The organism is Sphingorhabdus sp. Alg239-R122 (assembly GCF_900537065.1).
Taxonomy (GTDB): Bacteria; Pseudomonadota; Alphaproteobacteria; order Sphingomonadales; family Sphingomonadaceae; genus Alg239-R122.
The window spans coordinates 227405-252936 of the sequence record NZ_UNRC01000003.1 but is presented as its reverse complement, the minus strand read 5'-3'; the positions used below and the strand labels follow the sequence as shown (position 1 = coordinate 252936).

Here is a 25532-nt window from a genome sequence, read left to right as displayed (position 1 = left end):
TAGATGTCCGGGAATGCATAAATTCCAATAGCAGTTTACGGTGCTTTGCGTACCTGTCGGATCACAGCCATTGTTCCGCCCATGGCCACCAGAAAAGCGAAATATCCGCCGTGACCGGGTTGCCAGATGATATGCAGGTTTCCTATCATTATGGCAGCCAGGACTGCGATAGCGGCCTGTTTGGCAATCTCGTGCCAGACAATCGCCCTGGCATCCGGCAACGCGCTTGTCCGGCCAAGATGCGCTTTATATACGTCGCCATGCCGGTGGCGCAGTTTGCTGTCCTGCATCACCAGGCCAATCACGGACAGTAACGAAAAACCCGCGAAATAGACGCTGGTTGCCAGTGTGGAGGATATGAGGGCATGGGCGCCCGCCCAGATTGCCAGACCAGTGAAAAAGGGGTGCCGGGTGACCCGCGATATTCCCTTTGGTCCTGCCAGCGGCTTATGCAGTGCAGCTCCCTGCAGGCGCATTCTCCGTCCCAGTACGGCCATGGCCGATTTCGCATAATCCATCAGGCCCAAGAGCATCAACACCATGCCCAGGAACGAGGCACTGCCCAGCACAAGCCACCCCACCGGGTGCTTCCCCCATGCGAGCCCCGCCATGCCTGATCCGCCATGCAATATTGCCGTCACGCCAAGCAGGCTGAGGCTAAATGCAGCAATAAGGGCATAGAGGCCAAGAAACCTCTCTGATCCGACCCGATCCGCCAGATACGTGCGTAGCGGCGTGCCGCTGAGTAGCAGATGGCTTCCCCCGAATAGCAGCCAGGCCCCCAGGACGGATAGTACAGGCGTCATGCATCACCGCCTGTCAGTGCCATCGCGGCATGGAAAGTCGCTTCGACCAGGCTATCCACCAGAGGCGGAGGGGTGCCACCTTTTTCCAGATAAGGGCGAACAGCTCCCATCGGCGCTTCAACCATTGCATAGCACAGGATACGCATCGTCTTCCTGTCGTCACGGCCGGTAAGTTTCCGGCAGAAGTGCTGCTGCGCAGCCTGCATCTGCCTGCCCAGCATTTCAGCCTGTTCCAGCATCTTTACAGGCCATCCGGGCACAAGGAAATCCTCGCGCCGATGCAACAGCATCAAACGTGCCTCCGCAGTATTTTCACGTACATAGCGCGGAACGAACAGCGCCGCGTCAAGCGCTGCACGTTCCACATCAGAACCATCCAGAAGCTTGATATAGGCATTTTGAAAGTCGGTGACGGCCTTCAACCACACCTCTCCGAGCAACACATCGCGGGAACGGAAACGGTGATATATTGATCCAGTCGGCGCATCGGCCTGTGCAGCAATTTTCGCAATCGAAGCACCAGCCGGGCCTTCCCGCGCAGCAACAGCCAGCGCAGCCTCTATAATATCTACATCTTTGAAACGGGCAGGTCGCATAGTTTTAGAATATATATTCTAATTACTTTGTCAACAGGATATTCTACTTTGCGCATACAAAAACGGGCGCCTGTAAAGACGCCCGTTCATGAACTTCGCATTTGGCTGTTCCTACTTCGCCAGGTTCCTTGGCACGTAATGCAGGATACCACCGTTCAGGAAATATTCCATGTGGGGCATGGTCAGTCCCGCTTTACCCGCTTTTCATCCCTAATCACACCATCCGCGACGGAAAGTGTCGGGATTTCCCCATATGGCTCCTCCCTGACATACCAGCTAAATACGGCACGTTGTGGAGCGCGGCGCACTGTCTCCCCAGATGAACGGTCAACCCAGATTGCATCGAAGCTACCTGTTGTCGACGCCAACCCACGCCACATGACCGGACCAGAGTCGAAATAGGCCTCACCAGCATTCCAGTAACTGCGCTGCCCGATATGCTCAGGTAACTGAGCAACAATATCGCTACCGTTTACAACGGTCAAAAACACAGGCTCGGCAACATGCTCGACAGAACGTGTAGTCCCGTCGACACTGCGCGACAGGCCCCAACCTACACGGATCGGTTGCCCTGCCCTCACTGCGCCGAACAGTCTTGCTTTTGAACCTTCAAGCGACTGCCCATCAGTGCCACTGCGATAGACCATTGTCCATGCGGGTTGTCGCGCCAGACACCACAAGGTCCCGACCTTGCGACTGCGCACTTCATCGCTACCTTCCATCCGTCCGCTGATGACGCCGTTGCTGCCAACCAAGCCATGCCAGGCGGAAAAGCCCTCAGTAAGGGCAATTTTTGCCTCCCCTCTCACCGGCCTTTGTCTGTGGATGGATTGCACCTGGGTAAATATTTCTCCCTCGAAAACGGACAGGAAGGCTGCCGCAGACCAGTGAGACAGATCCGTCGCGCCATCGCCGTCAAAATCTATAAACCAGCCGACACGTATCGGCTCGCCGCGCTCTGTTGCAGCAATCAGCGTCTCCTTGGAACCGCTGACCACGGAACCATCAAGCGCGGTTTCCAAAAGCGGCGCACTGCACCCCCGGTCATGCGGAAGTTCGCTTTCGGTCGCAGACGCGGTGGCAGCAGACAGTGATATTGCCATCACCGTCATGAAGAAAGTTACAGACATTACATTCTCCCTGAATATGGGATATAAAACTGTAACTACCTAGCATATTATAGCGATGGCGATAAGTAACAGCCTACTTCGCCAGGTTCCTCAGCACATAGTGCAGGATACCGCCGTTGAGGAAATATTCCATTTCGTTCGCAGTATCGATGCGGCATTTGGTCATAAAGGTCGATGCCGTGCCATCGGCGCGGGTCATTTCGACTTCGACTTCCTGCAATGGCGTAAGCTCCGACACACCCTTGATAGAGAAGCTCTCCGTCCCATCCAGGCTCAATGTATTCCGGTCCACGCCTTCTGCAAATTGTAGCGGCAGAACGCCCATGCCAACCAGGTTCGAACGGTGGATACGCTCATAGCTTTTCACAATCACGGCTTTCACACCGAGCAGGTTCGTGCCCTTCGCCGCCCAGTCGCGTGAGGAGCCGGTGCCGTACTGTTCGCCGCCAATCACCACCAGCTGCGTGCCATCCGCCTTGTGCCGCATTGCCGCGTCATAGATCGGCATGATTTCACCGTCATATTTGGTGTAGCCGCCCTCTTTACCTTCCGCCATTTCGTTCTTGATACGGATATTGGCAAATGTGCCGCGCATCATCACGTCATGGTTGCCGCGGCGTGAGCCATAGCTGTTAAAGTCCGCCTTTGCGACCTGATGCGACATGAGGTATTCGCCCGCCGGGCTGTCCTGCTTGATCGCGCCCGCAGGGGAAATGTGGTCGGTGGTGATGCTATCGCCGAGCAATGCCAGCACTTTGGCATCGGCAATATCCGCCACCGGTGCCGGGGTCATTTCCATGCCTTCGAAATAGGGCGGGTTGGCCACATAAGTGGACCCCGCACGCCATTGATAGGTATCACCGCCGGTCACGTCGATATCCTGCCACGCGGCATCGCCATCATAGACATTGGCATAGCGGCTTTCGAACATTTCGCGGCTGACCGCGCCCTGCATGGCGGCTGAAACCTCATCATTGGTGGGCCAGATGTCACGGAGGTACACATCTGCGCCATCGCTGCCCTGCCCGATCGGCGTTTCATACATATCCTCGCGCACCGTGCCTTTCAGCGCATATGCGACCACCAGCGGCGGCGATGCGAGATAGTTGGCCTGCACGTCCTGTGACACGCGGCCTTCAAAGTTACGGTTGCCAGACAATACCGACGCCGCGACCAGGCTATTGTCGTTAATCGCTTTTGAAATCGGTGCCGGCAAAGGCCCCGAGTTACCGATACAGGTTGTGCAGCCATAGCCGACCAGGTTAAAGCCAAGATAATTGAGATCCTCGCTCAACCCCGCCTTGTCCAGATAATCGGTCACCACCTGTGACCCCGGCGCGAGCGACGATTTTACCCAAGGTTTCCGCTGCAGGCCGCGTTCACGTGCCTTGCGCGCCACCAGGCCCGCGGCGATCAGTACGCTGGGGTTCGATGTATTGGTACAGCTGGTGATGGCCGCAATCGCCACGTCACCGTGCCCGAAATCATAATCCGCACCATCAACGGCAGCACGGCCCTTCGCATCGTCTGCACCAAATACTTCGCCCAGATCGCGGTTAAACCCTTCGTCCAGGTCCGCCATCGACACGCGCTGTTGCGGCAGTTTCGGACCCGATAGCGAAGGCACAACGCTGGTCATATCCAGCTCAAGCGTGTTGCTGTAAATCGCGTCCGGCGTGTCATCGAGGCGCCAGAAACCCTGCTCTTTCGCATAGGCTTCGGTGAGCGCAATATCGTCTTCGCTACGGCCCGTGAGGCGCAGGTAATCAAGCGTCTTGTCATCAATCGGGAAATAGCCGCAGGTCGCGCCATATTCGGGCGCCATGTTGGCGATGGTCGCACGGTCGGCGAGCGACAGCGCCGCCACGCCGGGACCGTAAAATTCCACAAAGCGACCCACCACGCCCACTTCGCGCAGCATCTGTACACAGGTGAGCACCAGGTCGGTCGCGGTAATGCCCTCGGCCAGTTCACCGGTCAGTTTGAAACCCACCACTTCGGGGATCAGCATCGACACCGGTTGCCCCAGCATCGCCGCCTCTGCCTCAATACCGCCCACGCCCCAGCCAAGCACGCCCAGGCCGTTGATCATTGTCGTGTGGCTGTCCGTGCCCACGCATGTATCGGGATAGGCCACGCGCGCGCCGCTCGCATCTTTCGATGACCACACGGCTTTCGCAATATTTTCCAGATTCACCTGATGGCAAATGCCCGTGCCGGGAGGAACAACGGAGAAATTGTCAAACGCTTTCGACCCCCATTTCAGGAATTCATAACGTTCCATGTTGCGCTGGTATTCCAGTGCCACGTTATTCTCGAACGCCTGCGGCGTGCCGAACTCGTCGACCATTACCGAGTGATCGATGACAAGATGCACCGGCACCTGCGGGTTAATTTTCTGCGCGTCACCGCCCAGCGCCTTGATCCCGTCACGCATCGCGGCAAGGTCGACCACGGCGGGCACGCCGGTAAAATCCTGCATCAGCACGCGCGCCGGGCGATACTGAATTTCCGCATCGGAGCGCGCGTTCTTCTGCCAGTCGACCACCGCCTGCGCATCATCGGTGGAAACGGTATGGCCCCCATCCTCAAAGCGCAGCATATTTTCGAGCAGGACTTTCAGCGTAAACGGCAACCGCGAAATATCACCCAGCTTTGCGGCGGCTTTAACAAGCGAATAAAACGCAACGCTCTCCCCGCCAACGTTCATAGTATCGCGTGTGCCAAGTGTGTCCTGTCCGGTAGTCGTCATAAAATGTCCTCGTCTTAAAGTTCGGTGTTTTAAGCCGTTTTGGGGAATGTGTGCGAAGGCAGCGAAGACCGCCAGCCAAGGCGCACAAAACGGGCATAAAGCCATGTGAATCGATGGTTCGGATGTGGTTTAGCGGAACTGTGCGGGGAGTGGAAGGGCAAAGCACCCAAAAACCACTCCCCGACAGTCGTTACCAAAAGGCATAGCGACTATATATTATTAAATTTCATATTCCATGGTCTCGAACGAAACGACATATTTGGATCCGCCGTTTCGTGCTTCCAAATATAATAGCGCGGTTGGGTCGTCCGGGTCCGCTTTATGACATGAAACAGTGGTCTTGCCATTCGTGCCGGTAGCGCCATTCAGTAGGCTTGTCGAAACATCCATATCACTGCCGGACTTGATTTCCTCTATGTCTCCCGAACGGGCGTCAAAGCGAAAATAACCCCAATGATCAAACTCGCCTGCGTTGGTACGTGTCACTTTCATGTAACCCACTGGCATTGGCGGGGTAATGATCTCGGCAGTGTCATCGGGCAGTGAAAATAGCTGGAGGTTCCAAGCCGTGCCATTGTGCACAATGGGGAAACCTTCCGCCGTACCATCTACGCCGTCCCTTAACACTGTCCTGCAGTTGGGTGATGTTGTGATATCCTTAAAATCAGTCCGCCTGACCTGCCCCTTGACCAGCTTGACGCAGCGCTTCGACGCGGGGTCAGCAGTGAACGGTGCCAGCGCGCTAAATGCATCACATTCAAGAATACATTCTGTTGCACCCGCGCCAAAATGGACCAGATTGCCAGCATCGGCAAAGGTGGGATTATGACAGCTCACCTCGACAATCACATTATCCGCATTTTCAAGATAGACGAGATCACCTTTCATCGTTTTCATATTGCAGTGGATGTTGCGGAAAAAGCCTTGATTTATGCGCGCGTTTGTACCGCTATTGTTCACAATGCCCGACACACGGGCCCAGTAATCCCCAAGATCAATAGTCTCAACAACCTGGTCCGCAATGTGGAACTGGAAATCTGCGCCCGGTTTTTCATTGAATATATCGATTTGCGCATATTGGCCGGACCGGATTACTGCATTGCTCGACCCGATAATGGTTTTTGCACCGCGCACCGTGCAGTTATCGAGCACCAGACCGGTTCCGCCGGTGTTGAGTTTCAGCCCCCAGTCGCTGAATGCATCGATATCACAGTCGCGTAGTGCCCAGGAATAAGCCAGATCGGTCGGATTTCCGACATCGTTACCAAGCGTGATGCCTTTTTTCGCACTGTTAAGACCCTGCAGCTTGACGCGTTCAATAATGCCATATGCTGCATCATCAATTTCGATTGCAGAGGCGTCATGATCCCCGTCATGAATAAGTTCCTGATCAAGGATTTGAACATAATCATAGCGACTGGGCGCGGATTTCCCTTCACCCAGAACCTGGATAATAGGCGCATCGACCGTATTCGTGATCACGGTATTGCCGATCCCCCTGCCCGTCAGCCGGTCACCGCGGCCCAGGGACAGGTTTGTCTCGCCGCCATAGAACCGCCATTCCAGCATATCATACTGCCGAACCCAGGCACCTTCTGATCCATCGTCCTTAACAGCCTTGGCGATATAAATCGCTTGATTAGGGTCAGCCGTCACTTCATCCGAAAGGTTAGCTGTCGAAAATATGAATTTTCCTTCGCGTCCCGGCTCACTCAGATAGGCATCTTCCAGATTGCCTGCCGTGTTACCTGCGGCGGCCATTGCCGCAATTGTCGTATATCCTGTACCCATGTTGTAGCTCCTGTAAAATGCAATTGAGAGGAGCTTGATATCAGCCAGGCATATTTGTAGGACAGCAAAATATTCACTTAAGCTGTTGATAAATATCCAACAAACCCAACATTGGCAGTCTTATCGCTCGACCCTGGTACTTCTCACAAACCCCTGTCCTACACATCTCGGCATATGCTAGTCCCAAGGCGCTGATGTTTCCTCGTGCGAACCGCTGGCTCCGGCTCCCTTCGAAAGGCTTTCATATTGTTGCCCACTCCCTTTGGCGCCCGCCTGCGCGAGTGCACAATTACACTAACAGCTCACTTACCCCCCCAAATATGTTGGATATCTCCTACACGATTATCCAACAAATGGCGCAATCAACACGCTCCTGGGTGCGAAGCTAAGGGAAGTTAAGGAATGGCTGGCCCTCTCCCCATCCCCGTTTACCCATAATTAACCATGTTCGGCGATACCGGTGTCATGAAATGTAAAATGACTTTGCGGGCCGCATGGATGCGCGGTTTGCAAGGAACTGATAAACGGGGAAATATCATGTCGCACATGGATAATACGCACATTCGCTATACCGCGCGCAGGGGGGATATCCGGGCGCTGTTTGGCTCTGTGGATAGCAGGCGGAGCACGCTGTTTTATGCGGTCGCGCTGGGCCTGGCCGCCTTGCTGGGTTCCGCCATGGCGACGTCCGCAGCGGCACAGACGGCAGCTCCCACGGGGGCAAAGGCCGTGCAGATCAGCTCTGAAATACAGGTTGAGCGCACAGATGCGAATGGCAAGGCAGAGCTGGTCGCACCCAGCGATGTGACCGTGGTGCCGGGCGACAAGCTGCTTTTCACCCTCACCTACCGCAATGCAGGCTCCACACCCGCAGGCAACTTTGTCGCGGTCAACCCGGTGCATAAAGCTGTCCGCTTCACCGGTGTGGATGAGGATTGGGCCGCCGTGTCAGTTGATGGCGGCAAGACATGGGGCAAGCTTTCCGCGCTGACCGTCGATGACGGCGCAGGCGGCACGCGCCCTGCACAGGGCGGCGATGTCACGCATATCCAGTGGAAATTCGCGCAGGCCATCCCGGCGGGCAAGAGCGGAAAACTGCGCTTTCGCGGGGTTGTTAAGTAAGAAAGAGCTTTATAAAGCCACTTGCTCCGGCTCCGCCATTTCCGGCCGCCGCCGGGCGACGATCAAGCACCCACCGACGATCAGCACTGCGCCGATCAATGTCGCTGCGGTCACCGGTTCGGCAAAGAATATCCAGCCGAAAATGATGGCCCAGATAAAGGCGCTATATTCGATCGGCACCAGAGCCTGTGCCTGCTCCCGGGCATAACCCCAGCTTATCAGCAACAGCGAAACAAGCGCCAGTGCCGCTGCGCCTACTATCGCGGGGCCATGCTCCGCAAAGTCGGGTACGACGGCAAAGAAAGGCGCGAACAATAGCAGGATCGCGGTGACGATGCCGTTCTGGAACAGGCCGATTTCGACAGGGCTGGCAATCTGTGCCTGCTGCCGCTGCAATATCAGGTTGAAGGCATAGAGCACTGCGGAAGTCAGGATCGCGGCAATGCCCCATTTCGCGTCGCTGTCAAAATCCTGGCCCAGCTTGCCCGCGACAATCACGATCACGCCCGACAGGCCCAGGACCGAGGCGAATATCGATGACCGCCCCACCCGCTCGCCCAGCATGACGGCAGCGAGATAGAGCGCGATGATGGGTGCGATAAAACTGATCGCAATCGCCTCTGCAATCGGCGTGCGCGCCAGGCCCCAGAAGAAGGTGAAGGCCATGACCGACGTGATGCTGCCGCGCAGGACGTGCAGCCTGAGCGCCGCTTTCTCGGGCCATTTGCTGGGGCGGATGGCGAACAGGACCGCCGCCATGACAACTGCGGCACCGCACCGCCACAACAGCGCATTATAGGTGCCCAGCGCCAAAGCGAGCCCCTTCATCAACGCGTCCATGCCGCCGAATGTGGCAATACCGGTCGCCACCGCGAGGAATGGCAGTATCGCATGGTCACTATGGCGGGCAGCGGTGTTCATACACGCAGCCTATCGGCGCGTGAGAGCAGATTGTCCAGATGGCAAATTGCCAAATCTTGGCGAACGGCTATAGTTACGCGCAGCAACAAGGATATTTCCTGATGAACCGCAGCTCCGCCGCCATTGCCGCCATGTCGCTAACCTGCCTTGCCGCATGCAGCATGGGCAGCACGCGCGAACCCGATATTGCGATGGATGAGCCTCCACCGGCAACAAGCAGTCCGGCCACACCGCCGCCGCTCACCCGGACTGAGGTGGATAGCGCAGAAACACTTGAAAAGCTTACAAATGCGCGCGGCATGACGCTGCAATGGATCAGCTGGGACTATATGGGACCGGTCGCTGTATCAGATAACAGCGGCGTGATCCGCATTTCGGCGAGCCAGAGTGCGCGCAGCGGTGATGGTAAAGCAAGCATGCTGGGCGATATTGTACGCATCACAGATAACGAATTCGTCTTTCGCGGCCGTATCGCCATTATCGACACGCCCGATGCGGGGCGCGAATGCATACTCGACAGCGCCACCGCAGGCGACCAGATTTTTGCCATTACACAGAACCGGCAATACTGGCGGCTGCGCAATTTTGAATGGTGTGATGGCCTGACCGACTATATCGATATCTATTTTTAACCGGCAATCGGGGGCAATAAAGAATGACTGAGAAGAACTGGTGGCGGCTATGCGCATTGGCGGGGCTGGGCGTGATGACAGTCAGCTATATCATTGGCACTATTCCGAATGTGAATACAGCGTGCGGGGGCTCCAGCGAATTGCGCCCCATATTGACGTTCGAATTTGCCCGCACACCCGCGGATATCACCGCGCTGTTCGGTGAAGACCCGTGCCGCAGCCAGCTTGTCCGTGCGATGGATACGCTCAACACCGTCGATGTCTTTGCCTTTATCCCGCTCTTTGTCGCGTTCCTTGTCACGGGCGCAATGGCAGTCAAGGGGCATGGGCGCACGCTTGCTTTAACAGCTGCAGCAATAGCAGTCATCGCCGGGCTGTGTGACCAGGCGGAGGACCAGATACTGTTCGCCATCACGGCGGACCTGCCCGGTACACAGCCGCAGCTCAGCTGGCTGTTCTGGTTCGTGCACATCAAATTTGCCGGACTGGCGCTGGCGGGCATGGCGATTGGTTGGCTGGCGCTTAAAGACACTATATTCGGCAAGGGGGTAGGCCTGATAATGGTGCTTGGCGGGTTGGTCAGCCTGTTTGGCCTTGCAGGCGCCAGTTATTGGCCGCTTGCATCGCTGGGCCTGGTGCTCGCCTGGCTGCCGCTCTGGGCCTATGCCATCTGGAACGGGTTTATCCGCAAGTCTGCAGCGTAACGCGCGTTATTCCAATCCGTCGAAATAAGTGAAAATTGCGTCTTCGCTGCGGCTGGCGGCGTTGCGCCAGCTTTTGGCATCTTCCTCGCTGTTGAGCAGGGTGCCATCGGCGGAGAGCACCAGCACCATTGGCGTGTTTTCCTGAGATTCAATGCCAAAGCGCTGGGCAATTTCTATATTCCGCCCCTCGCCTTCCTGTGGCATGCCGACATTGACATAAACCGTTTCATATTTGCCGCCAAGCATGTTCGAAAAACGCGGTGTGGCGAACCAGCCCGCAAGCCCGCGGCTATCATGGCACCAGTTTGCGCCCATGACCACGATCACGCGCTTACCGCTCTCTGCCGCACGCACCAGTGCCGCATCAACATCGGCCATCGCGCCACCGCTTTCCTGATAGGGCCGCGCTTCGGGATGCGCATCCATAGACGCGCTTTCGATATCGCTGTCGAGCAGGTCCTGTGAGGGCGCCGCGGCCTCTGTCTGTGCAGAAAGTTGATCTGCAGGAGAACAGGCAGAAATTGCCAATATTCCAGCTGATACCGCTGTCAGATCAAATACTGTCAAACGCATCACGCCGCCTGTTCCTTCGCGTCATCGGCGCTGATCGCATCGCCTGCTTCTATTTCCGCTGCCTTGGCCTCGACCAGTTTCACGATATGGTCGACCATATCGTCATCCGCGACATGGTGGTCGGTGACGCCGGAGAGATAAACCATGTGTTTGCCCTTACCGCCGCCGGTCAGGCCGATATCGGTTTCACGTGCTTCGCCAGGGCCGTTGACCACGCATCCGAGCACCGACAGTGATAGCGGTGTGTTGATATGCTGGAGCCGTTCCTCCAGCGTCTGCACGGTGCGGATCACATCAAAGCCCTGCCGCGCGCAGCTGGGGCAGCTCACCACACGCACGCCGCGGGTGCGCAGGCCGAGCGATTTCAGCATTTCATAGCCGACGCGCACTTCTTCTTCCGGTTCAGCCGACAGGCTCACGCGGATCGTATCGCCTATGCCCGACCAGAGCAGGTTGCCGATACCGATCGATGATTTGACTGTGCCGCCAATCAAGCCGCCTGCCTCGGTAATGCCCAGATGCAGCGGGCAATCAACCGCATCGGCGAGCTCCGCATAAGCCGCCACAGCCAGGAACACATCCGATGCCTTTACCGCGACTTTATATTCGTGAAAATCATGGTCCTGCAGCAATTTGATATGATCCAACGCGCTTTCCACCAGCGCTTCGGGGCACGGTTCGCCATATTTTTCGAGCAAATCACGCTCGAGCGAACCTGCATTGACGCCAATACGGATGGCGCAGCCATTGGCCTTGGCCGCATCGACCACTTCTTTCACGCGGTCCGCGCTGCCGATATTACCCGGGTTGATGCGCAGGCAGGCCGCGCCTGCTTCGGCGGCTTCGACCCCGCGTTTATAATGAAAATGGATATCGGCCACGATCGGTACACGGCTGGCGCGGACAATCTGTTTCAGCGCCGCTGTGCTGTCTGTATCCGGGCAGGACACACGGATAATATCCACGCCCGCCTCTTCACAGCGGCGAATCTGGTCAATCGTCGCCTTTGCGTCCGATGTCAGCGTATTGGTCATGGTCTGCACGGTGATCGGCGCATCGCCCCCCACAGGCACGTCACCCACCATGATCTGACGGCTTTTTCGGCGTTCAATATCACGCCATGGACGCAGGCTAGGATTTTCGGTTGTCATTCGCAGGCTTGCTCCGCTATTCAGGGGGACGAACCAACTATATAGCGCCGCACCCTGCGATATGCGAGGGTTGAAATTTGCGGTGACGCAAAAAACCGAGGTCATAGAACAGGGAAAAGGACGCACAACCATGCCAACAGTTTTGATCACCGGCGCCAATCGCGGCATAGGACTGCAATTCGCGCGCGATTATGCCGCCGCAGGCTGGGATGTGATCGGCACATCGCGCAATCCCGACCGTGCCGATGATTTGCGCGCAATCAGCGGTGCTACCGTAATGCGCCTGTCGGTTGCCAATCCGCACAGCGTCGACAATTTTTTTGACGAGCTGGGCGACCGCCAGGTGGACCTGTTTATCAGCAATGCAGGGTCCTATGGCAGCCGCGACCTGGACAAGGATAGCTGGATTGAAACGCTGGAAATCAACACGATTGCCCCCACGGTAATGGCAACCCAGCTCAAGAAAAATATGGAACAGAGCGATGTAAAGAAAATGGTGGTGCTTTCCAGCCAGATGGGCAGCGTCAGCGATAACCAGAGCGGCGGTTCAATTATCTACCGCTCCTCAAAAGCCGCTGTGAACGCAGCATGGAAATCGCTCAGTATTGATTTCAGGGATGACGGTATTGCCATCGGCATATTGCACCCCGGCTGGGTCAAAACCGAAATGGGCGGTGAAAATGCGCTGATCAATACCGAAACCAGCGTGGCGGGCATGATGCAGGTCATCGAAAACCTGTCACTGGAAAATAGCGGTGAGTTCCGCGTTTATGATGGCAGCAAAATGGGCTGGTAACTCACCGCTTGCCCACTACCGAAACGCCTCCTAGCCTGTCCTGACCTCGACTCAAGGAGAGACACACATGATCCGCTTCCTCACAGCAATAATCGGAGTATTTCTTATGGCGACTGGCGCACAGGCACAGGGCAGTGACACCACAGACAAAAGCTGGTCACTGACCATCCACGGCGGCGCGGGCGTCATTGAACGCGAAAACCTGACCGAGGAAAAGGATCGCGAAGTCCGCGCAGCGCTAACACGGGCGCTCGAAGCCGGATCCGAAGTGCTGTCAGGCGGCGGCACATCGATGGACGCGGTTCAGGCGGCCATTATCGTGCTGGAAGATGATCCGAATTTCAATGCCGGGCGCGGTAGTGTTTTCACTTATAAAGGCCGCAATGAAATGGACGCGGCGATCATGGATGGTAAAACACTTGATGCAGGCTCAGCTGCTGGTGTGACTGCCACGAAAAATCCTATCAAGCTGGCACGTGCAGTCATGGAACAAAGTCCACATGTGCTGCTCAGCCGTGACGGCGCCAATGAATTTTCGATGGAGCAGGAGCTGGAACAGGCCGGACCGCAATGGTTTGCCACAGACGAACGCTATCGCCAATTAGAAGAGCTGAAAGCACGGCAGGCAGAAGACGAAGCCAGCGGCAGCGGTGCCAAAACCAGCTATTTCGATATTGATATGAAATATGGCACGGTCGGCGCAGTGGCGGTCGATATGGACGGCAATATGGCGGCGGGCACATCAACCGGCGGCCTGACCGGTAAACGCTGGGGCCGGATTGGCGACAGCCCGATTATCGGCGCGGGCACCTATGCCGACAACCGGGCCTGCGCTATCTCCGCCACCGGAGCAGGCGAATATTTCATCCGTCTGGGCGTTGCGCATGAAATCTGCGCACGGATGCGGATGAAGGGCGAAGATGCAAAGACTGCCGCCGATGCTGTTATCAAGGAACTGGGCGAACTGGGCGGCACAGGCGGCGTGATTGTCGCCGCGCCTGACGGCACTGCGGCCTGGAGTTATAACACGCCCGGCATGTACCGCGGCCGCGCCACCAGCGCTGGCATGAAACAGGTCGGCATTTACGGTGATGAGGAATGAACTGACCGAACGCCTCTGATAACGAAGAGGCATTGATACATATATTGGCACCATTTTTGACAATTCCTTGACTTTATGCTTCACTCTAGGAAGTAAATGGGGGAATATAATGAAAAACCGTATAGCCAATTGCCAGTATAAAAAGTTTTTTACTTTAACTGTCTTACTAACCGCACTTGCTGCATGCACACCATCGTCTGATATCACTGATCCTGACGAGCATGAAGATTATGATGACGATGGTGTAATAGGGCCTGTAGACGACAATCCTCCATTGACTCAGGATGACCCTGCACTCGTAACCTGCCTTTTGCCAGAGCTTGTCAACAATCCGCCTGCACCAAGCGACAAATGTTTCAAAAAAGCCAGTGACGGGTCTGACAGCTACACCGCAGCCAGTTGCCAAATATCCGCAAGGCAGGACCAAGCCTGGGTCAAAGCGAAAAGCCAAAGCTACTATAATAGCTGGGTATTGGTATCGGAATCAGATCCAAAACTGACTATCGGTATTTCAATGCCCGGTAATGTGCGCACTGTATCTTATGCCCCTGATATTATCTATGATGGAGATAGAAACACGTTTAGCCATAAGGAATGTGATTTCACAAACCTTACACGGCAACAATGTCCTGTTCCTGATGCAGATAATAATTGTTTGAGGGCAGTTGAAGGCGATCCCAGCGTAATCGATCAAGGAGGGAGCGCAGCACAGACTATTCCCGAATAGCGCAAAAGCCGCCTGTTTGTGACATGCTCGAATATTAATGGCAAATTTCTGTAATGGATATTAGCCAACCCAGTTTCTGGGGCCGGCATATTATGCCGCGTCTTATCTGTTATGCCTGCGGGCAACCGCAGATTATGAAGCGGCGAGCGCAGATAGTGCCCAAAGCATCAGGTAAAATACTCGAACTGGGCGCGGGCGGCGGGATTAACCTGCAATTTTATGATCCGCAAAAAGTGGATCACGTAACGGGTATCGACCCATCGACCGAACTGATCAACCGTGCAAGGCAAACGGCAACACGGTCGCAAACACCGTTTGATATTGTCGGCGGGGTTGCTGAAGATATGCCGTTTGAGGAGGATAGTTTTGACACGGTTCTTATCACCTTTACGCTGTGCACCGTTACCAATCAGGCGCAGTCATTACGCGAAGTACGTCGTGTCCTGAAGCCCGGCGGAAAACTACTCTATCTGGAACATGGCCGCGCACCGGATGATGCTGTACATATATGGCAACAACGTGTGGAGCCCATGTGGAAACGCATGGCCGGCGGATGTCATTTGACGCGCGGTATTAGCAGCGCTATCGAAAATGCCGGTTTCTCTACCACTGCAACAACTGGCGAATATATGCCCAAAACACCGCGTATATTGGGTTGGATCGAAAGCGGCGAGGCAAGCATAGTGCAATAGCCAGGCAGACAGGCGCAATGCGTTTGTCGATTAACACTTGCCGGCAAGCGTGCTGTCGCTAGAGGAGGCATATGATGAAAAAGCTGTTGATCCTGTTCGCCGCGCTGCTGGCGCTTCTCCCTGCCCCCGCACTGGCATGGGGCGAGTATGCGCATCGCACCATTGCGGAAATTACCGGGCAGAATATCAAACCTTCGACAGCAGCGAAAATCCGTGAACTGCTGCGTTCCGAGGCACTGCTGGGGACGCCCGAATGCGACCTTAAGTCTATCAGTGATGCCAGTGTCTGGCCTGACTGCGTACGCCGTGACCGGCTCCGCTGGGGCTACACCGCGCCATGGCACTATCAGAATGTCGATATCTGCAAGGATTTCACCCTGCGCGGTAATTGTCCCGGCGGCAATTGCGTATCGGCTCAGATTGACCGCAATGCCGCGCTCCTCGCCAATAAAAGCCTGCCCGCACATGTTCGTCTTGAAGCGTTCGCCTTTCTCGTCCACTTTACCAGCGACTTGCATATGCCACTCCATGCCGGTGACCGTTCGGACCGCGGCGGCAATGATGTTTCCGCCGCTTATGGCATTGTCGAAGGCCGCATGAACCTGCACTGGCTGTGGGATGGGCCATTGGCCGAGCGCGCCATTACCGATGGTGCCAATATTGTGCGGCGCTACAGCGCATCTGAGCGCGGCGAAATGAGCATGGGGACGAGCGAGGAATGGTCACGTGAGGCTTGGGAAATCTCACGCGATTTTGCCTATCGCACTGCCGAAGATGGGAAAGCATGCGGCCCAAAAATGGAAAGCAGGGCTCAGGTCGACAATGATGAAATCCGCGCCCTTGTTCCAGTGGCCCGCCTGCAAATACAGCGCGCCGGTCTGCGCCTCGCGCGCCTGCTGGATGAAGCGCTGGTCTAGAGCGAAACGCTTTTCTTCACAAAGTCCGCTATTGTTTCAACCAACTCGGCCGAGACAGGCAGGTTCGGGTCTGTATAGGTTTTCTGATTAGCAGCACGATCATCGCTATCCACAGTTTTCAGCGTATGTGTCATTTCAGCTATCAGTTTCAGTGTCGCTTTTGGCTGAGCTGCTGCAATTCTCTGTGCATCTGCGACTGAAACCTGAATATCACGTTCACCCTGTACAATAAGCAGGGGTTTCCTCACGCCAGCCGCCAACACAGCTGGATCCTGTGCAAACAGGCTGATGATAAAGTCCTGCACGGCTGGTGCAAAAAGCGGCATGAGAGGCGCCGGAATATCCTTTGCATCAACACGGTTGCCTGCCTCCAGCACCTGCATTATTTTTTCCGATGGTTCCAAAAGCGAGGCATTAGCCGGGTTGGCGCGCAATTGTTCGCGCAGAACATCCGCTAGCGCACGCCCCGGTGCTGCCATTGTAATTACACCACAAATTTCCGTATTATCCTGCGCCGCCGCCAGTACCATGAGACCGCCTTCGGAATGTCCGGCAATCCATATGCAATCGCGCCCTGTATTTTGCCTGACTGTCTTAATCCAGCTATTGATGTCGTCAACATACGCCCCAACAGTCACCTTGTTGGCATCTACGACTGCTGCCGCACTGCCAAACATGCCTCTCTTGTCAACACGAAGCGTGGAAACATTTTTCTGCGCCAATTCTTCGGCCAATAATTTATAACTTGCCGCTTTCAAGGAACGAGGGTTGTTGCCGTCACGGTCAGTCGGGCCGGAACCTGGAATGATCAATATAAGCGGCGTATCCGGGCCTGCATCAATCATAGTGCCAGCCAAATCGCCTTCCGGACCAGGGGCAGTTATTTCCTGTGTAGTAGTTTGTGATAATGTGACACCTTGCTTATCCGCACTACTTGCATAAGCGCAGCTTGATACTGCAAACAGAGCCAGCGCAGCGACACCCGAATAAAATCCAGTCATGATAATCCCTCTTCCAATATGTTTTGTCGATGCCTTATTTTCCCCAACGCCAGCGCCAGCCGCCTTCAGTTTTCTTCCACGTGCTGAATGTAAACAGCGCTGTTACAATGATGATTACGGCCCACCATAATATTGTTACTTCACCACCATAGCGCGCTGCGTACATTCCCATGCCAAGCATGAAGGCCAGATACAGTCCCACAAAAGCCCAGCCCTGCCATGTATGGGGATAGGAACCTAGGCCATATTTTTTAGAACGAAACCAATACTTCTTATCAAACATCATATGTAACATACTCTCTAACCTTCATTTTTATTCTTAGTCGGCCTACCTCTCTTGCGTTTTTCCGGCGGAGCTACCTTGACGCCGCGGCGCGCAAGTGCCTCGCGCAGCAGTACTTCGACCTCCGCATTCACGCTGCGAAACTCGTTCGCCGCCGCCCGCTCCAACGCTTCGTAAAGCGCAGGCTCCAGCCGGAGTGGGAATGCTTTTTTGGGTTTCGCAGTCATGACCTGCTCCCGGGTTTCAGGTTACTGGTAAAGCGAACCGGTATTGACCACCGGCTGGGTATCACGCTCACCACACAGCACCACCATCAGGTTCGATACCATGGATGCCTTGCGCTCATCGTCCAGATTAACAACGTCCTTTTCAGACAGCATATCGATGGCCGTTTCCACCATCCCGACTGCGCCCTCGACAATCCGCTGGCGCGCAGCAACCACTGCATCGGCCTGTTGCCGTTTCAGCATCGCATGTGCGATTTCCGGCGCATAGGCAAGGTGCGTAAGACGGCATTCATCAATCGTCACACCCGCAGCAGCCACACGTTCCTGCAACTGCTCTTCCAGCTGGTCGCTCACCTCTCCAGTATCACCGCGTAGCGTGGTCTGATCATGTTCAAAATCGTCATAGGGAAAGCGGCCGCCGATGACGCGGATCGCGCTTTCGATCTGGATATCGACAAATTCTTCATATTTCTCGACATCGAACAGCGCTTTGGCCGTGTCCGACACACGCCAGACCACATTGGTCGCTATCTCAACAGGATTACCGCGTAAATCGTTAACCTTGACTGTTTCCGATGTCACATTGTGCACTCGGGCTGATATTTTTTGCCGGGTCAGCCAGGGCCAGCGCCAGCGCAGTCCGGTATTACGGTCCGTGCCCTTATATTCACCAAATAGCTGGATCGCCGCCGCCTGATTGGGATTGAGGAAATAAAATCCTATCGCAACAAATGAAAACGCGAATATACTTACCCCCATGGCGAATATGCCAATTTCTCCCATCCGATCAATAATGAAGATCGACATCACCATCGCGGCAACTGTCAATAACAGGACCAATAACATGCCATAACCGCTTACCGTCGTTGATTCGCGTTCAGAACTGGCGGTCATCTCGCGTCTTTGCCCAGAATCCTCACCCGGGTTAACCATATCTGTCATTATTTTTCTCCTCGAAATTAATTATGATATCATCATTATATCATTAACCAATAAGAAGCAAGCATATTCGTGCTCGCGGGACTGAAATTACCGTGCAGTTTACATCTAAGTCCATGTATTTTACATATTATAACACTCACTGAACACCTGCTTCCCATTGCGTTCATGTGGAAAGTTGCATATCCTCTCATCGACTGTGGAACACTTCTCGTCGTTAACGGTTGTTTCCATGTCACAGGGAGAAAAGACAATGACGGTTCAGATACCATCTAAAGATTTCGCTCAGCAAATGCCTTCGCGCGGTTTTATGCCGCTCTATTATGCAGGTGAAAACAACTATTGCCCCGGCTGTGGTGGACGCCATTGGCATGTTGGCCGCATCAGTGCACAGTGCGCGCACTGCGACACTGCACTGCCCATTGCGATGGCGGATTATGACTTTGACGGTGAGGTACTCGCCGCCTGATATTTATAAGCAAACCGGCTGTGAACCAGTTATAACTGACTAGCCGGATTATGCTGCAAAGCTTTTTAGCGCAACCCGGGCTATAGGGTCGCCCCATTCCTGCACAAAATGCCCTCCATCCTCGATCATCATCGGGTCAGGACATCCTTTTATCATTCTTTGCAAACTCTTCATTGTGTCCGGGCCAAGTACCGGATCGAGCACACCCACGGCCATAAAGCTTTTGCCGCTCCACTTCTCTGACCAGAAACGCGCCGCAGCCAGGCTGACATCCACACCTTCCATCTCAGGTGATACAGGGACCAATGCAGGGAACACCTGCGCGCCTGCCTTATATTCGGGCGAAGGGAACGGTGCATCATAAGCCGCGATTTCAGCCTCACGCAGATGTGGCGTGCCGCGGGCGATCAGGGAACCGATCGGCAGATCAGGTGTTGAGAGTGCATAATTTTTCCATGCCATAAAGCCCTCACCGGGCGCTTTGCCAATGCCCAACCCCGTGTTCATCACTATGAGGCGCGACAGCCGGCCTGCAAAATCATTGTCTACCGGCAGCGTCAGGCCAAGGAGCCCGCCCCAATCTTGTACCACCAGAGTAATATTCTTAAGATCCAATCTTTTCACAATTTTTAACAGATAGTTACGGTGAAAATGAAAGGAATAGTCTGATTGTAGTGCCGGTTTGTCAGAGCGGCCAAAGCCAAGCAGATCTGGCGCTATGACCCGCGCGCCGTCTTCCAGAAAAACTGGTATCATCTTGCGGTAAAGAAACGACCATGACGGTTCCCCATGCAGGCACAGAAATGTGTGTTCTGCGTCTTCTGGTCCGGCATCCACATAAGCAATGCGCAGGTCCTGATAGTCGGGAAGGTCATCGACATATTTTACCGGAAAATCAAAATCGGGAATACCGGCAAACCGTTCCTCGGGTGTACGCAATGCTTTCATAGGGGCTCTCCTTTTCAGTTGCTGATTGCAACTATGCGGTGTTGGCACGCAAAAGAAAAGGGGCGAGATACCCCGCCCCTTCTTTCCTTAAGTGTCATGCCTGCTTATTCGCCCGGCACCGGGAAGCCGCGGCGACGCAGCAACGCGTTTACATCAGGGTCACGTCCGCGGAACGCGCGATACGCATCTGCACGGTCTGTTTCGTTACCGGTGGACAAAAGCACCTTGCGGAACTTGTCTGCCACGGTACGATCCCATGGACCATCCGCCTCTTCAAATGCTGCCCATGTGTCTGCATCCATGACTTCAGACCACAGATAGCTGTAATAGCCAGCAGAATAGGCATCCGAAGTGAACAGGTGGTTGAACTGCGGCAAGCGGTGGCGCATCACGATTTCGCGTGGCATACCGATTTCTTCCAGCGTTTCACGCTCAAACTTATCCACATCGGTGACAGGATCGGTGCGGTTGTGCAATTTCATATCGACAATTGCACTAGCCATATATTCGGTTGTCGCAAAACCCTGATTAAACGTGTCGGATTTGAAAATCTTGTCGACCAGAGCCTGCGGAATAGGTTTGCCTGTCTTATAATGCTTGGCATAGTTTTTCAGCACATATTCGGTCATCAACCAATTCTCATTCACCTGGCTCGGATATTCCACAAAATCACGCGGTGTGCCGGCAAGGTCGGGATAGTAAACATCCTGCAACAAGTAATGGATGCCATGGCCAAATTCATGGAACAGCGTGGATGCGTCATCCAAGCTGATGAGTGTCGGCTCACCATCTGCGCCTTTGGTAAAATTGTTATTGTTCGACGCAAGCACATTGTCTTCACCGCCCAGCCCTTTCTGACTGCGGTACGTGGTCATCCACGCACCCGAGCGTTTGCCGTCACGAGCGAAGTTATCGAGATAGAGCACGCCGATATTTGAATTGTCACGCTTGTCGAATACTTCGAACGTGCGCACATCGGGGTGGAACACCGGTATGGTTCCGGTATTTTCTTTGAACCCCATATCATACAGCTTGCCAGCAGCATCGAACATGGCATCCACCATATTATTCAGTTCAAAATACGGCTTGATCTCGCTTTCATCGAGATCATATTTCGCTTTGCGGACTTTTTCGGCGTAATAGCGGTAATCCCATGGCTCAATGGTAATGCCCGCACCTTCTTTGTCGGCAATCGCCTGCATATCAGCGACCTCTTCCTTCACTCGCGCTTTTGCGCCCGGCCAGACTTTCATCATCAGGTCCATCGCCTTGTCCGGGTCTTTCGCCATGGTATCGGCCATACGGTAATGCGCATGCGTTTTGAAACCCAGCAGTTCAGCGCGTTGCTGGCGCAGTTTCAGGATTTCCTCAATCACCGCATTGGTGTCATTGGCATCGCCATTATCGCCGCGACCCGCATAGGCTTTGAAGACTTTCTCACGCAATGCGCGGTTATTTGCATATTGCAAGGTTGGCTGCATCGAAGAACGGGTATTCTTGATCGCCCATTGGCCAGGTTTACCCGCGGCCGTTGCCGCGCTGGCAAGTGATGCCTTGAACGCATCCGACAAACCGTCCAGTTCAGCTTCATCGCTAACAAAAATGTTGGTCTGCTCGTCTTTCAACACACGCCCGCCAAAATCAGTGAACAGCTCGGATAAACGGCTGTTAAGCGCAATTAGTTGCTCTTTCTGCGCCGGCGGCAGGTTTGCGCCGTTGCGCACAAAACTGTCATAGGCGCGCTCGACAATACGCGTCTGCTCAGCATTCAGGCCAAGCGAACTGCGCTTTTCATATACTTCTTTATACCGCGCAAAAAGCCGCGGATCGAGTGTCAACTTATTATAAAAAGCCGAAATCTTAGGGCTCCACTCGGCATCGAGTTCACGGACACGATCGCTGGAAAGATTGGAAGTTTGTACACCCCAATAGGAGAACAGCCGGTCCATTTTTTCACCTGACAGCATCACCGGAACGAACACATTGTCAAATGTCGCCGGCTCCGGATTTGTCACAACCACCTCAAACTGCCTCTTAACCTCGGCCATGGAGGCCTCAAACGCTACCGGGAACAATTCTGCATCCAGCTTGTCCCACGCGGGAACACCTTCAAAGGGACCCGTCCATTCTTCGGTCAGGATATTGCCAGCAGGCTGCACCATTTGCGGATCAGCCGATGCAGTTTGAGTATCAGACACAGATGCTGTCTCCTCTGTATTGGGCACGCATCCCGCCACACCCAATGCAAGGGCAAGCGTAGATACGGTAGCAATGATTGATGTATATTTGGGCGACGAACGCATAAATGTCTCTCCTAATTATAGAACGCAAACCTTTACCAGGCGCGAGATGAACGGAGGTTTAGCCATATTTGCGCGCCAGCGCAAAGGCTGGATGCATATGCAGCGATCAGTAAACCATATATTTCGACAAAAACCGGCAGAATGGCCTATTTGGGCCGCTCGGCGATCAGGCTGCGCACCAGAGGTTGCATTTTCGCATCATAACGGGCCAGCATTTCATGCTCTTCGGCTGTATTGAAATGACTGATAAGCTCACGCCCATTCCACCAATGCAGCGCATAGGCGGGCGGCGCGGCGACTATCATGTCGCGGTTATCCGGTGCCTCTGGATCAATCGGTTTCAGATTCAGCGCCACCTGCGGTGCAGTGGAAGGACATACGGACAGTGCCATCCCTTCCCATTTACTCATGATCGGCCGATGAACATGGCCGCATAGCATGGCAATCACATTATCGCGGCCTTGCAGGCATTCAGAAAGCCGTGCCACCCACGGCTCACAAGGATGTGTATTCATCCAGGCTATGCCCACCTCAACCGGCGGGTGATGCTGTACAATGATGGTCGGTATATTTGCCTTTTCGGACAACCGCGCATTCAACCAGTTGGCCCGTGCCTGACAAAAAGCGCCGCCATGGCGGCCTTCCTCCAGGGTATCAAGCACCAGGAAGCGCAGCCCATCGGCGACAATTTCATATTGCAGATAATCATCATGAAAGCCCTCGTCGCCAAACACCTTGCGGAAATTAAACCGCATATCATGATTGCCCAGACACATGTGCACTGGAAAGGGTAATACTAAAAAAGCCTCCTGCAGACGGTGATAGCTTTGCTCATCACCGCGATCGATCAGGTCGCCCGTGGCAAAAAGAAGATTCGGCTGCGGATCAAGACTGACCAGTTCAGCGAGTGTCCGGTCGAGCCGTTGGCGGTTAAACTCGCGTGGGTTATCGGGGTCAAAGCCCAGATGGATATCAGTTATCTGCGCGATTAACATGGCATCGTCTCGCGCCATATTTCATGCCATATTTCATGAATATCAGCCTCCCGAACGATCATTTCGCACCCCCCCCTGTCTGCGCGCCACTTTTTCGGTCTGGCCGCGCGGTGCGGCCTTTTTATCTGGTGCACTGATTGTTTTCGGCTTGTTCTGATTGCGGATCAGCCATGGTGCGCCTTCATCGGCGTGATAGTCATGGCACATGGCGCAGCTTGATGGCACGTCGCTGCTGGAAGCTTCACCACCATGGCATTCGCGGCAGGTGGAAATGCCGGGCAACAACAGGTCGCTTGCCTTGCCCGATGTCGCGGCCACATGACAGCTTTCACAGCTTTCGTCATTATGCGCCTTATGGCTGAACCAGCCCTTGTGCATATAGCGATCTGTCTGACTGACCGGCATGATGCCATAATTGAGCCCGCTGCGCGATGTTGGCTGCGTCACTCCGTGACAGTCATAACAGGCACCCCCGCGCGAAAATACCGCACGGATGGCCTGTGCCGCCCGTGTTGGACGGAAACGGACAGCACGTGCATAGTCGGACGCCGTACGCGCGGCATTCACGTCTCCGGGTCTTCTGCGCGGATTATTGCTATTCCCGCGGCTACCCAGGTTGATGGGCCGGTTGGGCCGGGTGGAGCGGAAATAGGCGCGCAGGTCCGCGCGCACCAGATCAGGCTTGCCATGTGGAAGTTGCCGGAATGTGCCGCCAATCTCATCAAAAGCAAGGCTGTGGCACATTGAACAATTCTTCTCCATATCCACTGGCTGGAAACGCACATTGTCATTGTCGGGCGTATGGCAATCCTTGCATTCAAGTGATGCGCCAAAGCCATATTTGCCCGCAAGCCGCCGTCCCATCTGCGCAACACCACCGGTTTTTGACAGATGCAGGTTATGCGGGAATTTCAGGCCATTATCCTCGGTAGGATTATCATCGAGTGAAATACGGCGAGTCGGCGGATTATCTCCACCTGGCTTTGTCATCACCGCAGGACGGAATTGGGGATGGGAATCCCCGAAGTCTGCGGCATTGAGAAGCTTTGTATCTGTCAAACGCGTATCCATCCCGTCATGGCATTCAGCGCAAAATTGCTGCGCAGTGGGTTGCATAGCACCTGCACCCTCATGCTCGGTGTGACATTCCACACACCTGCCGGGTGGTTTATTGAATGTGATGGCCACGTTGCGGCGGAATTTGGCAAAGCCTTTCAGCTCACCACGGCTCACAAGCTGGCGATCAGTGGGCGCATGTTCATGCGCATCTTCTGTATGGCAAGTCAGGCAGGCATTGTCGCGCACCGACACGAACGCATCGACATGACATGCCTGACAGTCATCCTTCAGGCTTTGGTGCGCCAGGCTCAACTTGCCGCTCGACCACATGGTGTCAGCATGGAATTTGTCCGGGCGTTCCTCGACCCCGCGATATGTCGCCCATGTGTAAATCGGCCAGGCCAGACAGGCCGCAAGCACCAGTATCACAAACCCCCATGCGCTCAGCCGCTTGCTGGGCAGCTTGCCGGTCAGTGAATATATTTTCGCCTGGTCCTTTTCTTCCGCGCTGTCAGACAATGCCTCGACGCGGCGCACGGTACAGACAATACCGCTTGTTTCCGCATCTTTCCCCACCGCGATCACATGCCCGCCAAAACGCAGCTCCCCACCGCGTGCCGGGTCAATTGTACCTTTGGAGACACTGCGGCCATTCAGTTCAAATTTCAGATCAGAAACAGATTGAACCTGTACTTTGCCATCATCATCGCGTGTGATGGAAGCATGCACCGGATTAACGGCAAGATCAGGCAAATGAATCTGGTTTTCGCTACTGCGTCCAACGAGGATTTCATCCTGCACATGGTTTTCGGCACGGACAATTTCACTGCCATCGCTCTTGAGCGCAATCTGGCGGACGATGAAGCTCATGCCGCCCTTCCCCGCTTCATGCTCCA

25 protein-coding genes are annotated in these 25532 nt (G+C 54.7%); 9 read left to right on the top strand and 16 right to left on the bottom strand.

Features of this window, described 5'->3' with window-relative positions; translation table 11 throughout:
- Window positions 1–35: 35 nt before the first annotated feature.
- The 5 genes from G6Q15_RS05100 to G6Q15_RS05080 form a co-directional block, all read right to left on the bottom strand.
- A complete protein-coding gene (locus G6Q15_RS05100) occupies window positions 36–806 on the bottom strand; it encodes an NnrU family protein (RefSeq protein WP_164116331.1) in 771 nt (256 codons plus the stop codon).
- On the bottom strand, window positions 803–1402 hold the full coding sequence (locus G6Q15_RS05095) for a TetR/AcrR family transcriptional regulator (protein WP_164116329.1): 600 nt from the start codon (window positions 1400–1402) through the stop codon (window positions 803–805). Before G6Q15_RS05095 ends, G6Q15_RS05100 begins: the two co-directional genes overlap by 4 nt.
- Window positions 1403–1584: 182 nt before the next feature.
- Window positions 1585–2532: a hypothetical protein gene (locus tag G6Q15_RS05090; protein WP_164116327.1), complete on the bottom strand. Its 948-nt coding sequence runs from the start codon at window positions 2530–2532 to the stop codon at window positions 1585–1587.
- 73 nt (window positions 2533–2605) lie between these two features.
- Window positions 2606–5284 (bottom strand): aconitate hydratase AcnA, encoded by a 2679-nt coding sequence (gene acnA / locus G6Q15_RS05085; RefSeq protein ID WP_164116325.1) that lies wholly within the window; start codon window positions 5282–5284, stop codon window positions 2606–2608.
- Between the two features lie 219 nt (window positions 5285–5503).
- Complete coding sequence (locus G6Q15_RS05080) at window positions 5504–7075, bottom strand: hypothetical protein (RefSeq protein ID WP_164116323.1); 1572 nt, start codon at window positions 7073–7075, stop codon at window positions 5504–5506.
- 546 nt (window positions 7076–7621) lie between these two features.
- Between G6Q15_RS05080 and G6Q15_RS05075 the strand changes: the two genes are divergently transcribed.
- Window positions 7622–8197, top strand: a complete 576-nt coding sequence (locus G6Q15_RS05075) for a hypothetical protein (RefSeq protein WP_164116321.1) — start codon at window positions 7622–7624, stop codon at window positions 8195–8197.
- Window positions 8198–8206: 9 nt separating this feature from the next.
- Here the strand turns inward: G6Q15_RS05075 and G6Q15_RS05070 are convergent, their stop codons facing one another.
- Window positions 8207–9118 (bottom strand): DMT family transporter, encoded by a 912-nt coding sequence (locus G6Q15_RS05070; RefSeq protein WP_164116319.1) that lies wholly within the window; start codon window positions 9116–9118, stop codon window positions 8207–8209.
- Between the two features lie 101 nt (window positions 9119–9219).
- Between G6Q15_RS05070 and G6Q15_RS05065 the strand changes: the two genes are divergently transcribed.
- Window positions 9220–9750, top strand: a complete 531-nt coding sequence (locus G6Q15_RS05065) for a hypothetical protein (protein WP_164116317.1) — start codon at window positions 9220–9222, stop codon at window positions 9748–9750.
- A gap of 23 nt (window positions 9751–9773) precedes the next feature.
- Entirely contained in the window at window positions 9774–10454 is a 681-nt protein-coding gene (locus G6Q15_RS05060; protein WP_164116315.1) for a hypothetical protein, read from the top strand.
- Between the two features lie 6 nt (window positions 10455–10460).
- On the opposite strand, the gene G6Q15_RS05055 is transcribed toward G6Q15_RS05060, so the two are convergent.
- Together G6Q15_RS05055 and ispG are read right to left on the bottom strand one after the other, a co-directional pair.
- Window positions 10461–11027 carry a thioredoxin family protein gene (locus tag G6Q15_RS05055; protein ID WP_240330770.1) on the bottom strand — a complete coding sequence of 189 codons (567 nt, stop codon included), beginning with the start codon at window positions 11025–11027 and terminating at the stop codon, window positions 10461–10463.
- Window positions 11027–12178, bottom strand: coding sequence for a flavodoxin-dependent (E)-4-hydroxy-3-methylbut-2-enyl-diphosphate synthase (ispG, locus tag G6Q15_RS05050; RefSeq protein ID WP_164116313.1), 1152 nt, complete (start codon window positions 12176–12178; stop codon window positions 11027–11029). Before ispG ends, G6Q15_RS05055 begins: the two co-directional genes overlap by 1 nt.
- A gap of 130 nt (window positions 12179–12308) precedes the next feature.
- Here ispG and G6Q15_RS05045 point away from each other — a divergent pair, with 130 nt between their 5' ends.
- From G6Q15_RS05045 to G6Q15_RS05025, 5 genes are all read left to right on the top strand, one after another.
- Window positions 12309–12974, top strand: coding sequence for an SDR family oxidoreductase (locus tag G6Q15_RS05045; RefSeq protein WP_164116310.1), 666 nt, complete (start codon window positions 12309–12311; stop codon window positions 12972–12974).
- Between the two features lie 106 nt (window positions 12975–13080).
- Window positions 13081–14076, top strand: coding sequence for an isoaspartyl peptidase/L-asparaginase (locus G6Q15_RS05040; protein WP_240330769.1), 996 nt, complete (start codon window positions 13081–13083; stop codon window positions 14074–14076).
- A gap of 109 nt (window positions 14077–14185) precedes the next feature.
- Window positions 14186–14803 carry a hypothetical protein gene (locus G6Q15_RS05035; RefSeq protein ID WP_164116306.1) on the top strand — a complete coding sequence of 206 codons (618 nt, stop codon included), beginning with the start codon at window positions 14186–14188 and terminating at the stop codon, window positions 14801–14803.
- Window positions 14804–14856: 53 nt separating this feature from the next.
- Complete coding sequence (locus G6Q15_RS05030; protein WP_240330754.1) at window positions 14857–15495, top strand: class I SAM-dependent methyltransferase; 639 nt, start codon at window positions 14857–14859, stop codon at window positions 15493–15495.
- 71 nt (window positions 15496–15566) lie between these two features.
- Window positions 15567–16412 (top strand): S1/P1 nuclease, encoded by an 846-nt coding sequence (locus tag G6Q15_RS05025; RefSeq protein ID WP_164116305.1) that lies wholly within the window; start codon window positions 15567–15569, stop codon window positions 16410–16412.
- Here the strand turns inward: G6Q15_RS05025 and G6Q15_RS05020 are convergent.
- The 4 genes from G6Q15_RS05020 to G6Q15_RS05005 are packed head-to-tail and all read right to left on the bottom strand — an operon-like array spanning window position 16409 to window position 18856.
- Window positions 16409–17413 (bottom strand): alpha/beta fold hydrolase, encoded by a 1005-nt coding sequence (locus G6Q15_RS05020; RefSeq protein WP_164116303.1) that lies wholly within the window; start codon window positions 17411–17413, stop codon window positions 16409–16411. The genes G6Q15_RS05025 and G6Q15_RS05020 overlap by 4 nt on opposite strands.
- Window positions 17414–17447: 34 nt before the next feature.
- Window positions 17448–17708 (bottom strand): hypothetical protein, encoded by a 261-nt coding sequence (locus tag G6Q15_RS05015; protein ID WP_164116301.1) that lies wholly within the window; start codon window positions 17706–17708, stop codon window positions 17448–17450.
- Between the two features lie 5 nt (window positions 17709–17713).
- Window positions 17714–17923, bottom strand: a complete 210-nt coding sequence (locus G6Q15_RS05010; RefSeq protein ID WP_164116299.1) for a toxin-antitoxin system HicB family antitoxin — start codon at window positions 17921–17923, stop codon at window positions 17714–17716.
- A 21-nt stretch (window positions 17924–17944) separates the two neighbouring features.
- On the bottom strand, window positions 17945–18856 hold the full coding sequence (locus G6Q15_RS05005) for an SPFH domain-containing protein (RefSeq protein WP_240330768.1): 912 nt from the start codon (window positions 18854–18856) through the stop codon (window positions 17945–17947).
- A 259-nt stretch (window positions 18857–19115) separates the two neighbouring features.
- On the opposite strand from G6Q15_RS05005, the gene G6Q15_RS05000 reads away from it, so the two are divergent.
- Entirely contained in the window at window positions 19116–19331 is a 216-nt protein-coding gene (locus G6Q15_RS05000; protein ID WP_164115898.1) for a hypothetical protein, read from the top strand.
- A 48-nt stretch (window positions 19332–19379) separates the two neighbouring features.
- On the opposite strand, the gene G6Q15_RS04995 is transcribed toward G6Q15_RS05000, so the two are convergent.
- The 4 genes from G6Q15_RS04995 to G6Q15_RS04980 form a co-directional block, all read right to left on the bottom strand.
- Window positions 19380–20279, bottom strand: a complete 900-nt coding sequence (locus tag G6Q15_RS04995; RefSeq protein ID WP_164116297.1) for a haloalkane dehalogenase — start codon at window positions 20277–20279, stop codon at window positions 19380–19382.
- A 104-nt stretch (window positions 20280–20383) separates the two neighbouring features.
- A complete protein-coding gene (locus G6Q15_RS04990) occupies window positions 20384–22582 on the bottom strand; it encodes a M3 family metallopeptidase (RefSeq protein ID WP_164116295.1) in 2199 nt (732 codons plus the stop codon).
- Between the two features lie 146 nt (window positions 22583–22728).
- Window positions 22729–23577: a phosphodiesterase gene (locus tag G6Q15_RS04985; RefSeq protein WP_164116527.1), complete on the bottom strand. Its 849-nt coding sequence runs from the start codon at window positions 23575–23577 to the stop codon at window positions 22729–22731.
- Window positions 23578–23619: 42 nt separating this feature from the next.
- The gene (locus tag G6Q15_RS04980) at window positions 23620–25506 is read right to left on the bottom strand and encodes a cytochrome c3 family protein (RefSeq protein ID WP_164116293.1); all 1887 of its coding nucleotides are present in this window, start codon (window positions 25504–25506) and stop codon (window positions 23620–23622) included.
- Between the last annotated feature and the right edge of the window lie 26 nt (window positions 25507–25532).

Coding starts and splice junctions, on each gene's coding strand:
- G6Q15_RS05100 (WP_164116331.1), bottom strand. CDS start 806: ATGACGCCTGTACTATCCGTCCTGGGGGCCTGGCTGCTATTCGGGGGA.
- G6Q15_RS05095 (WP_164116329.1), bottom strand. CDS start 1,402: ATGCGACCTGCCCGTTTCAAAGATGTAGATATTATAGAGGCTGCGCTG.
- G6Q15_RS05090 (WP_164116327.1), bottom strand. CDS start 2,532: ATGTCTGTAACTTTCTTCATGACGGTGATGGCAATATCACTGTCTGCT.
- acnA (WP_164116325.1), bottom strand. CDS start 5,284: ATGACGACTACCGGACAGGACACACTTGGCACACGCGATACTATGAAC.
- G6Q15_RS05080 (WP_164116323.1), bottom strand. CDS start 7,075: ATGGGTACAGGATATACGACAATTGCGGCAATGGCCGCCGCAGGTAAC.
- G6Q15_RS05075 (WP_164116321.1), top strand. CDS start 7,622: ATGGATAATACGCACATTCGCTATACCGCGCGCAGGGGGGATATCCGG.
- G6Q15_RS05070 (WP_164116319.1), bottom strand. CDS start 9,118: ATGAACACCGCTGCCCGCCATAGTGACCATGCGATACTGCCATTCCTC.
- G6Q15_RS05065 (WP_164116317.1), top strand. CDS start 9,220: ATGAACCGCAGCTCCGCCGCCATTGCCGCCATGTCGCTAACCTGCCTT.
- G6Q15_RS05060 (WP_164116315.1), top strand. CDS start 9,774: ATGACTGAGAAGAACTGGTGGCGGCTATGCGCATTGGCGGGGCTGGGC.
- G6Q15_RS05055 (WP_240330770.1), bottom strand. CDS start 11,027: ATGCGTTTGACAGTATTTGATCTGACAGCGGTATCAGCTGGAATATTG.
- ispG (WP_164116313.1), bottom strand. CDS start 12,178: ATGACAACCGAAAATCCTAGCCTGCGTCCATGGCGTGATATTGAACGC.
- G6Q15_RS05045 (WP_164116310.1), top strand. CDS start 12,309: ATGCCAACAGTTTTGATCACCGGCGCCAATCGCGGCATAGGACTGCAA.
- G6Q15_RS05040 (WP_240330769.1), top strand. CDS start 13,081: ATGGCGACTGGCGCACAGGCACAGGGCAGTGACACCACAGACAAAAGC.
- G6Q15_RS05035 (WP_164116306.1), top strand. CDS start 14,186: ATGAAAAACCGTATAGCCAATTGCCAGTATAAAAAGTTTTTTACTTTA.
- G6Q15_RS05030 (WP_240330754.1), top strand. CDS start 14,857: ATGGATATTAGCCAACCCAGTTTCTGGGGCCGGCATATTATGCCGCGT.
- G6Q15_RS05025 (WP_164116305.1), top strand. CDS start 15,567: ATGATGAAAAAGCTGTTGATCCTGTTCGCCGCGCTGCTGGCGCTTCTC.
- G6Q15_RS05020 (WP_164116303.1), bottom strand. CDS start 17,413: ATGACTGGATTTTATTCGGGTGTCGCTGCGCTGGCTCTGTTTGCAGTA.
- G6Q15_RS05015 (WP_164116301.1), bottom strand. CDS start 17,708: ATGTTACATATGATGTTTGATAAGAAGTATTGGTTTCGTTCTAAAAAA.
- G6Q15_RS05010 (WP_164116299.1), bottom strand. CDS start 17,923: ATGACTGCGAAACCCAAAAAAGCATTCCCACTCCGGCTGGAGCCTGCG.
- G6Q15_RS05005 (WP_240330768.1), bottom strand. CDS start 18,856: ATGGTTAACCCGGGTGAGGATTCTGGGCAAAGACGCGAGATGACCGCC.
- G6Q15_RS05000 (WP_164115898.1), top strand. CDS start 19,116: ATGACGGTTCAGATACCATCTAAAGATTTCGCTCAGCAAATGCCTTCG.
- G6Q15_RS04995 (WP_164116297.1), bottom strand. CDS start 20,279: ATGAAAGCATTGCGTACACCCGAGGAACGGTTTGCCGGTATTCCCGAT.
- G6Q15_RS04990 (WP_164116295.1), bottom strand. CDS start 22,582: ATGCGTTCGTCGCCCAAATATACATCAATCATTGCTACCGTATCTACG.
- G6Q15_RS04985 (WP_164116527.1), bottom strand. CDS start 23,577: ATGTTAATCGCGCAGATAACTGATATCCATCTGGGCTTTGACCCCGAT.
- G6Q15_RS04980 (WP_164116293.1), bottom strand. CDS start 25,506: ATGAGCTTCATCGTCCGCCAGATTGCGCTCAAGAGCGATGGCAGTGAA.